Below are 8,674 nucleotides of genomic sequence, written 5' to 3'. Positions count from 1 at the left end.
CTGATAAACAACGCGTTTTCCCCACACGCCAAAACAGGCCCAAACGTCACAAAACAAAACTAACACCCCAAAACAACAGAATCATGACGGTTGCCCGCCCTGCCCTGCGGAATCACCCCACGGCAATCGCGCGCTCGGCCGTGGCGATGACGCCCGTTTCATCGGTCCATTCCAGCCGCAATGTGCCGCTGACCCGCGCGGGAAAGCCAAATTCGATATACGGGTTTTCGGACACCGCCGTTTCGGGGTGCCATTCCAGCACCAGATCATCATTCAGCGTCACCCGCAGCCGGGTTAACGTGTCGCGGGGAATGGGCGTGCCGTCGGCCTGTGCGCGCAGGCCGGTTTCCATCACATGCGGGATTTGGGCGCGCACACGCACGGTTTCGCCCGGTGCGGGGGTTTCGGTGCTGATCCAGATGCGGGGGGTGGTCATGGTTATGGCTCCCTTAGATCGCGCAGCCGCCGGATGCCACGGTGGTGTCGGCGCGCGCCTCGATCACGCGGCCATCGGACAGGCGGGCCAGCGCACGCAAGCGCATGGTTTCAATCAGCCGCAGCCGGATGGCCAGATCGGGCGCACCCGCCGCAGGCCCAAACCGGAACGACGCGGCCAGCGGCATCGGGTTGCGCTCGGCCAGAATAATCAGGTCCTGACAGGAGATGTCGCCCAGATCCTCGGTCACGTGCACGCGGACGGGGACGGATGACGGGCTGTCGGCCAGCATCGGCACATCCAGCAGCAGACCGGCCAGAACCGGCGTGGCGCCGTTCAGAAACTCGTCCGCGATGCGGTCGGATTCCGTGCTGTCGGGCTGCGGCATCGCGTGCGAAATAATCTGCGCCCCTGCCGCCCCGGTCAGCATCACCGCGCCCAATCCCGCGCCCAGTGCCAGAACCTGCCGCCGGTTGTGGATCATCGGTAATGCCATATCGCGCCCTTTCGTTATCACCATGGGACAGATCGGGATTGCCGCGCCGAATGTCAATGCACGGGGCGCGGCACGGGGTCAGCGCGTGGGCCGCAACACCGCCAGCCCCGCCATGATCCCGGCCAGAATCCCGGCAAAGGCGATCATGCTGGCCAGCGACAGCGTGGACAGCCCCGACAGCCCTTGCCCGATCGAACAGCCGACCGCCAGCACGCCGCCAAACCCCATCAGCAGCCCGCCCATAATCGCGCGCAGGGTTTGGGTGGTGTTGGTAAATGTCTCGACCCGGACATCGCGCATCAGCAGGGCCGTGGCAAAGGCCCCGACCGCCGCGCCGCCAATCATTGCGGGGCCAAAGCTGACCGCCCGCCCGGTGGACAGCATCAGCCACAGCATCCCTTCGCCCAAAGGTCCGGTGAAATTGACCGAAGCCAGTATCTGCGGATCAAACGGATCTTGCGTCGCAAAGCTGGCCCACCATCCGGCGGCGACCACGCCCCCCACGATCACCGCCGCGCCGGCCTGCATCGGATCACGCCGCAAGGGCGCGGCAAAGGCCAACAGCGCCAGCACCGGCAGCCCGACCGCCACAACCGGCGGCAGCATCTGCATCAGCGACAGCGCATCGGGCGCGGTCACGCCCCAGCCCTGCACCCACAGGCGCAGCGGTGCCAATATCCCGGTCAGGCTGGCCTGCGCCGCCAGTGCCAGCGATGCCAGCACCACCCACGACCGCAGATTGCCCCCGGCGGCCAGCACCACCGACCGCGCCCCGCAAGCATTGGCCATCACCGATCCCAGACCAAACAGCGCGCCGCCCGCCACCAGCCCGACCCACGAAAACCGTGGCCGCAGCGGCAGCGACTGCCCCAGATCGGTCAGACCCGCGTATTGCAGCCCCTGCGCGCCCAAAATCGCGACCGCCAAGGCCAGTGCGAATGCGCGCAAGGGGGACAGATCCCCGCCCCCCATCACGCCTTTCATCCCGCGCAGCAGGCAGAACCGCCCTGCCCGTGCCGCCGCGCCAAAGATCACCCCAAGGATCAGCCCCGCCAGAACCGGCGTCACGCGGTCCCCCAGATGTCTTTGGTGATCGCGGCATACCAACCGGCGCCATAGACGGCCTCGGCCCGGCGGAACGCAGCGTCGGCGTCGATGGGGCTGACCCCGCCCGAGCCTTCGATTTCCACAATCGCATCGCCATCGGCGGCATAGACCCCCGCGACCGAGATCCCGTAATCCGGCCCGATCAGGCTGTAGCAGGTATTGGCAAAACTGGCGGGCGGCACGTCGCGTCCGGCCAGTTCGGCGGTGATGGCGGCGGCCACGACCTTGCCTTGCGCGTTCGCACAGAACCCCGATTTCGGCATCGGCGCGGCAATCGTTGCATCGCCGACGACATGGATGTGATCGACCTGCGCCGATGCAAAGGTCGCGCCATGGACCGGCACCCAGCCGCTGTCATTGGTGACGCCCGCGCGGTCGGCAATCCAGCCCGCCTTTTGCGGCGGCACCACGTTCAGCACATCGGCGCGGTGAACCGTGCCGAAGGCGGTTTCCACCTCACCGGCGGCGGCGTCCACGCGCACCACCTGCCCGTCATTTGACAGCGACACCCATTCGATCATATCGCCATAAAGTTCGGCCCAACCCTGTTGGAACAGACCCTGTTTGGAAAACGCGTCCTTGCTGTCCAGCAGCAGGATTTTCGATTTCGGTTTGTTGGTTTTCAGGTAATGCGCCACCATGGACGCGCGTTCATACGGTCCCGGCGGGCAACGGAACGCGCCATCGGTGATCGACATCATAAAGGTGCCGCCGTCGGGCATCGCCTCTAACTGCGATTTCAGCAATTGGGTTTGCGGACCGGCCTTCCATGCATGGGGGGCCAGTTCGGCGGCGGCTTCGTCATAACCGGCCAGGGCGTTCCAGCGAATATCAATCCCCGGCGACAGAACCAGACGGTCGTAATCCAGCGTGCGGCCATCGGCCAGCGTGACCCGGCGCGCGGCGCTGTCCACGTCATTGGCGGTTGTGTGGATCACATCCACCCCCGCCGCGCGCAGATCGTCAAAGCCGTGGCCGATGCTGTCCCATTCCCGCAGCCCGCCCAGATACAGGTTCGAAAACGGGCAGGTGACAAAACGCTGCGCCGGTTCAATCAGCGTCACCCGCAGATCGGGGTTCAGACGCCGCAGATAGCGCGCCGCCGTCGCCCCGCCAAAGCCGCCGCCGACCACGACGACATGCGCCGCCCCCGCCTGTGCGCGGACAATCGCGGGCATTGCCAAGCCAAGGGCGATGCCGCCCAGAATACTACGCCGCGTGACTGTCATTTCTGCACCTGTGAAAACCATTGCGCCAAGGCGTCGATCTGTTCCGGGCTATAGCCGCGCATATGGCGGCCCATCACGGTTGACGCGACGGACCCGTCACGAAACCCCATCAGACGGGTGCGCATTTCGTCCGCATCCATGCCCGCAATCGACGGGATCGCGCCGGGCGACCGGCCATCCGGCCCGTGACAACTGGCGCATGGTCCCGCCAGAACCTGCGCGGTCGCCGCGTCAATATCCTGCGCCGCCAAGGGGCTGGTCAGTGCCGCGCCCCCGACCGCCATTGCAAACATCACCCGATTCATGCGTTTTCCCTGTTCTTTGCGTTTCCCGCAGCATTACCCCATCCCGCCCAATTGCGACACCCCCGGTCGAGATTCCACGCAGCATAAACCGGGCGAAATTCGCTGCCTTGGGGGAATATTATTCTCTCCCCGTCACATCCGCCCAACTCAGCGCAAACCGCGCCAGATATTTGCGCAGCCGGTCCGCGTCATTGCGCGACGTCCGCGCGGCGCGGGAGACGGCAAACAAATGGCGTCCGGCCTCGCTGATGGTGGATGACCGCTGACAGGCGCGGATGACGGCGGCCAGCTGCACCGCGTCGAACGGGTCCAGCTGATCGGCCCCCGCGCCCAAGACCTGCACCAACAGCCGCTGATCGTCATTGCCATCCGCGCCGCGCCACATCGCGCGCAGAGTCGCGATTTCATCGGCGACCATGGCGCGCGTGATCCGCCCCCGAGGCGCAAGCGTGCACAGCCTGCGGACCGAGGCCCCGAAGTCGCGAAAATTCCCCGGCCACAGCGTGCCGGGATCGCGGGCGAAATCCAGATAAGCGGCCAAGGCGTCGGCGTTAAACCCGACCTTGACCCCCAATTCGCGTTCCGACCGGGCCAGTTCGTGAAACAGGTTGGGCTCCATATCCGCCACCCGTTCCCGCAGCGGAGGCAGGCAAAACCGCCACATATTCAGCCGCGCCAGCAGATCGGGCCGAAACCGCCCCGCCGCTGTCAGCGCCACCGGATCGCGGCTGGTCCCGGCGATGACGTGAAACCGGCTGGTGACTTCGTGATCGGCACCCAGCGGGTAATAACGCCCGGTTTCAATCGCGTGCAGCAGCGCCGCCTGTTCGTCCCAGCCCAGTTCGTCCAGCTGATCCAGAAACAGCGTGCCGCCATGGGCTTCGTGCAGCAACCCGCTGCGTTCGCCGCCCGCCTGCCCGGTATAGCTGCGCCGCTGCCCAAACAGCGCCGCCAGCCCGTTCGGCCCGCGCAGCGTGGCGCAATTGACCTGAACCAGACGCCCCTTGATCCGGCGGCGCTGCAATTTCAGATCATGAATCCGCTGCGCCAGTTCGGTCTTGCCGGTGCCGGTTTCGCCCAGCAGCAGGATCGGCGCATCCGACGCGCCCGCCACCAATTCAATTCGATCAATCAACGCGTTATAGGCGGGGCTGCGCGTCTCGATTCCGCCTTTTAGCTGGTCGCTGTAATCCCGCGCCAGCAGATCGAACCGCCGTTGCAGGTGGTTATAGCGGCTGAGGTCCAGATCAATCACATCCATCCGCGCCGGCCCACCCTGCGCCGCTGGCGGGCGGCTCTGGATCAGACGCGCCGGGATATGACGGCTTTCGGCCAGCAGAAACCAGCAAATCTGGCCCACATGCGTGCCGGTGGTCAAATGGATGTGATAGCGTTCGCGGTCTTCGTCAAAGCCATAATTCTGCGCAAAATCAAACAACTTTCCGTAGATTTCTTGAAAATCCCACGGGTTTTGCTGGGGGATGGCGTGCAGGATCACCTCGGTCTCGGGGGACGTGTCGTGGATTTCGCGCTGCACCAGTTGCGCCAGCCATGCAAATTCCGGGTCATAGATCAATTCCAGCCGGTGCAGCGGAAAATCAGGATGCTGCGCCAAACTGACCGTAGGCCGCCAGCGACGTTTTTTCCCCATATCCAGCATGGTGCCAAGCAGGCCGATGACGACGTTTTTCATCCGCACGATCCAAAACGATAAGCTACGATACAAATGGATCGTATCGCAAGGGGTGAATTTTGGCAAATTGGCATATTTGCACCCAAAATCAATACCCTAAACCAAAATTCGATTTTCCTTTCGACCCCCGCGCAACGCAGGCACATCCATCCCATCAACGCGAAGAAAGGAAAAAGGATGGACACCACCACGCCCATCACGGGCCAGCATCTGAAAGAATGGGGACACAATCCCGGCCCGCTGTTTCCGGCGCTGCTGTCGCGCGCCAATGATCTGCGTGCCGCCGGGGCCGATGACGCGCATATCCGCGCGGAACTGGACGCGATGACCCCGCCCCCTCCGGCTTATCTGCCGCTTCGCGCGCCCGGCTCGGTCGCGTTTCACGAAAACATCGCCGCCACCAATGACGACGAGGCCGCAAATCTGCGCGCCGTCCGCGCCAGCATGGTCGAACTGATGCGCACCCCTACCGTCGTGGCGGGGGCGATTATGCCGGATGCCTGCCCCTCGGGGCCGGTGGGGACGATTCCCGTGGGCGGTGTGGTTGCCACGCGAAACGCGATTCATCCGGGGATGCATTCGGCTGACATCTGCTGTTCGCTGATGATGTCCGATCTGGGCGACGCGGACCCCGGCGCGGTGCTGGACGGCGCGCAGTCGGTCACGCATTTCGGTCAGGGCGGGCGGCCTCGGGACGGGCGGTTTGTCACCGACGCGGCGCTGCTGGATGCGTTCAGCGCGAACCCGTTCCTGAACGATCAAAAGCTGCTGCATCTGGCCAAGACGCATATGGGCACGCAGGGCGACGGCAACCATTTTCTGTTTGTGGGCCGGTCGCGCAAAACCGGGCGCACGATGCTGGTCACGCATCACGGATCGCGCGGCCCCGGCGCGCTGCTGTTCAAAGCCGGGATGGCGGCCGCCGAGACCTTCCGCCGCCAGCTATCGCCCGACACGCTGAAACAAAACGCGTGGCTTCCCGGCGACAGCGCCGAGGGTCGCGATTACTGGGCCGCGCTGCACCTGATGCGGGCCTGGACCCATGCCAACCATCAGGCGATTCACCTTGCCACGGCGCAGGCGGCGGGGGCTGCAATCGCGGATCAGATATGGAACGAACATAACTTTGTGTTTGAACGCAATGGTTTGTTTTTGCACGGCAAAGGCGCGACACCGGCATGGGCCGATTATGCGCATGACGCCACCGGGCTGACGCTGATCCCGCTGAATATGGCGGAACCGGTGCTGGTCACGCGGGGGCGCGATGCGGCGCATGGTCTGGGCTTCAGCCCGCATGGCGCGGGGCGCAACTTTTCGCGCACCGAACACAAACGCCGCAATGACGCGCTGACGCCTCAGGCGATGATGCAGGCGGAAACCGCAGGGCTGGATGTGCGGTTCTTTGCCGGGACGGTGGACGCGTCCGAACTGCCCTCGGCCTATAAAAGCGCCGAAACGGTGGTCGGGCAAATCCGCGGCTATGATCTGGCCGAGATCGAGGACTATATCGACCCCCATGGCTGCATCATGGCCGGCGATCTGCCGCCATTCTGGCTGAACCGCAAAAAGCGTCGTTAAGGTGAACGGCCCTGCCTTTTGGGTGGGGCCGCGTCTTGCCCCCCGCCGTCACATGGGTTACATATGCGCCAGCGTAGCCCCTATAGCACAGCGGTAGTGCAGCGGTTTTGTAAACCGAAGGTCGGGAGTTCAAATCTCTCTGGGGGCACGCTTTTTCCGATCACACGCGCCGCGCAATGTTCGACCTTGCCAGCAAAACCACCGCTGAAATGGCGACTAGAACCACCAGCAGCGCGGCGGGGGCAGCATTGCCCAAATCCTCAAGACTGGCGCGTTCATGTACCCGCGTCGCCAGCGTTTCATAGTTAAAGGGCCGCAGCAACAGCGTCGCGGGCAATTCCTTAACGCAGTCCACAAACACCAACAGCAGCGCCGACCCCACGGACCCGCGCATCAGCGGCAAAAACACATCGCGCAGCACCCCGGCATGGTCGCGCCCCAGCGACCGTGCCGCCATGGGCAGCGACGGCGCCACCCGCGTAAAGGCCGCGTCAACGGCCCCCTGCCCGATCGCGAAAAACCGCACAGTATAGGCAAAGATGATCGCCGCGCCCGTCCCGGTCAGCATCAATCCCGGATCAACCCCGGTCAGCGCCAGCCACGCATCCGCCACGCGGTGATCCAATGCGGCCAGCGGGATCAGAATCCCCACGGCCAGCACCGCCCCAGGTGCTGCGTAACCGATTGTTGTCACGGGCAATAACAGCCTCGGCGTGGCACGTCCCGACAGGCGCACGCCATACACCATCAGCATCGCCAGCCCGACCGTAATCGCCGCCGCCGCCGCGCCCAGACTGACCGTATGCCACGCCGCGCGCGCCAGCCCCGGCGAAATCCACCCCTGCGGATAGGCCAATGCGAATTTCGAAATCACCCCCACCGGCAGCACAAACCCCAAGGCAAAGGGAAACGCACAGGCCGCCGTCGCCGCCCATGCCAGCGGCCCCCGCAGCGTCTGACGCACCACCGGGCGGGGCTGCCGCGCGCTTTGATGATAGCGGGCATTGCGGCGGGCGAATCGTTCCAGCAGCGCCAGAACGGCGACCACGACCAGAATAATGCAGGCCAGTTGCGCTGCGCCGCCCGCATTGCGCCGCTCCAGCCATGTCGTGAAGATCCCGGTGTTCAGCGTATGCACGCCGAAATAGCTGACGACGCCGTAATCCGCGACCGCCTCCATCATCGCGATGGCCGCGCCCGCCACAATCGCAGGACGCGCCAGCGGCAGCCCCACCCGGCGGAACAACCCCCACGGACCGGTCCCCAAGGCGCGTGCCACCTCATACGCGCTGCCCGATTGTTCGTGCAGCGCCGCCCGCGTCAGCAGGTAAACATAGGGATACAGCGCCGCGCCCAGAACGATGATCGCGGCCTCGATCGAGCGGATGCGCGGGAACCAATAATCGCGCGCGGTTTCCCACCCGAAAAACGCCCGCAGCGCGGTTTGCACCGGCCCGGAATAATCCAGAAAATCAGCCAGAGCATAAGCCCCGATATAGGCCGGAACCGCCAGCGGCAGCAGCAACAGCCATTCCAACCACCGTCGCCCCGGAAAGTCATACATGCTGACCAACCACGCCGACCCCGTCCCCATCATCGCCGCCAGCAGCCCCGTGCCAACGGCCAGAATCGCCGTGTTCATCAGATAATTCGGCAAAACCGTTGACAGCAGATGCGGCCAGATATTGTCGGTGGGGTTGAACGCCATCCACCCGACCGCCAGCACTGGCATCAGCACCAGCCCCGCGATCAGAACCGACAGAACCGACCACTGCCAGCCGCCGCCTTGCCGGGCGGCGTGATCGTGACCACGGGATTTCATGACTGTTT

At 64.6% G+C, this 8,674-nt stretch carries 8 protein-coding genes and 1 tRNA gene; 2 read left to right on the top strand and 7 right to left on the bottom strand.

Annotated features, from left to right (window positions below):
- Positions 1-112: 112 nt before the first annotated feature.
- The 6 genes from Q4G20_RS09785 to Q4G20_RS09760 form a co-directional block, all read right to left on the bottom strand.
- Entirely contained in the window at positions 113-436 is a 324-nt protein-coding gene (locus Q4G20_RS09785) for a thiosulfate oxidation carrier complex protein SoxZ (RefSeq protein WP_303343248.1), read from the bottom strand.
- A gap of 13 nt (positions 437-449) precedes the next feature.
- Positions 450-932: a thiosulfate oxidation carrier protein SoxY gene (locus Q4G20_RS09780; RefSeq protein ID WP_303343247.1), complete on the bottom strand. Its 483-nt coding sequence runs from the start codon at positions 930-932 to the stop codon at positions 450-452.
- 78 nt (positions 933-1,010) lie between these two features.
- Positions 1,011-2,000 (bottom strand): YeeE/YedE family protein, encoded by a 990-nt coding sequence (locus tag Q4G20_RS09775; protein ID WP_303343246.1) that lies wholly within the window; start codon positions 1,998-2,000, stop codon positions 1,011-1,013.
- Positions 1,997-3,268: an NAD(P)/FAD-dependent oxidoreductase gene (locus tag Q4G20_RS09770; protein WP_303343245.1), complete on the bottom strand. Its 1,272-nt coding sequence runs from the start codon at positions 3,266-3,268 to the stop codon at positions 1,997-1,999. Before Q4G20_RS09770 ends, Q4G20_RS09775 begins: the two co-directional genes overlap by 4 nt.
- Positions 3,265-3,573, bottom strand: coding sequence for a c-type cytochrome (locus Q4G20_RS09765; protein WP_303343244.1), 309 nt, complete (start codon positions 3,571-3,573; stop codon positions 3,265-3,267). The genes Q4G20_RS09770 and Q4G20_RS09765 overlap by 4 nt, the downstream gene beginning before the upstream one ends.
- Before the next feature lie 118 nt (positions 3,574-3,691).
- A complete protein-coding gene (locus tag Q4G20_RS09760) occupies positions 3,692-5,266 on the bottom strand; it encodes an RNA repair transcriptional activator RtcR family protein (RefSeq protein WP_303343243.1) in 1,575 nt (524 codons plus the stop codon).
- Positions 5,267-5,443: 177 nt separating this feature from the next.
- On the opposite strand from Q4G20_RS09760, the gene Q4G20_RS09755 reads away from it, so the two are divergent.
- Positions 5,444-6,844 carry an RtcB family protein gene (locus tag Q4G20_RS09755; RefSeq protein ID WP_303343242.1) on the top strand — a complete coding sequence of 467 codons (1,401 nt, stop codon included), beginning with the start codon at positions 5,444-5,446 and terminating at the stop codon, positions 6,842-6,844.
- A 76-nt stretch (positions 6,845-6,920) separates the two neighbouring features.
- Positions 6,921-6,992: transfer RNA gene (locus Q4G20_RS09750), tRNA-Thr, on the top strand.
- 12 nt (positions 6,993-7,004) lie between these two features.
- Here Q4G20_RS09750 and Q4G20_RS09745 read toward each other — a convergent pair.
- The gene (locus Q4G20_RS09745; protein WP_303343258.1) at positions 7,005-8,666 is read right to left on the bottom strand and encodes an iron ABC transporter permease; all 1,662 of its coding nucleotides are present in this window, start codon (positions 8,664-8,666) and stop codon (positions 7,005-7,007) included.
- Positions 8,667-8,674 lie beyond the last annotated feature (8 nt).

Origin of the sequence: Paracoccus sp. (in: a-proteobacteria), assembly GCF_030538495.1 — a bacterium.
Taxonomy (GTDB): Bacteria; Pseudomonadota; Alphaproteobacteria; order Rhodobacterales; family Rhodobacteraceae; genus Paracoccus.
This window is presented reverse-complemented; position numbering and strand designations above follow the sequence as displayed.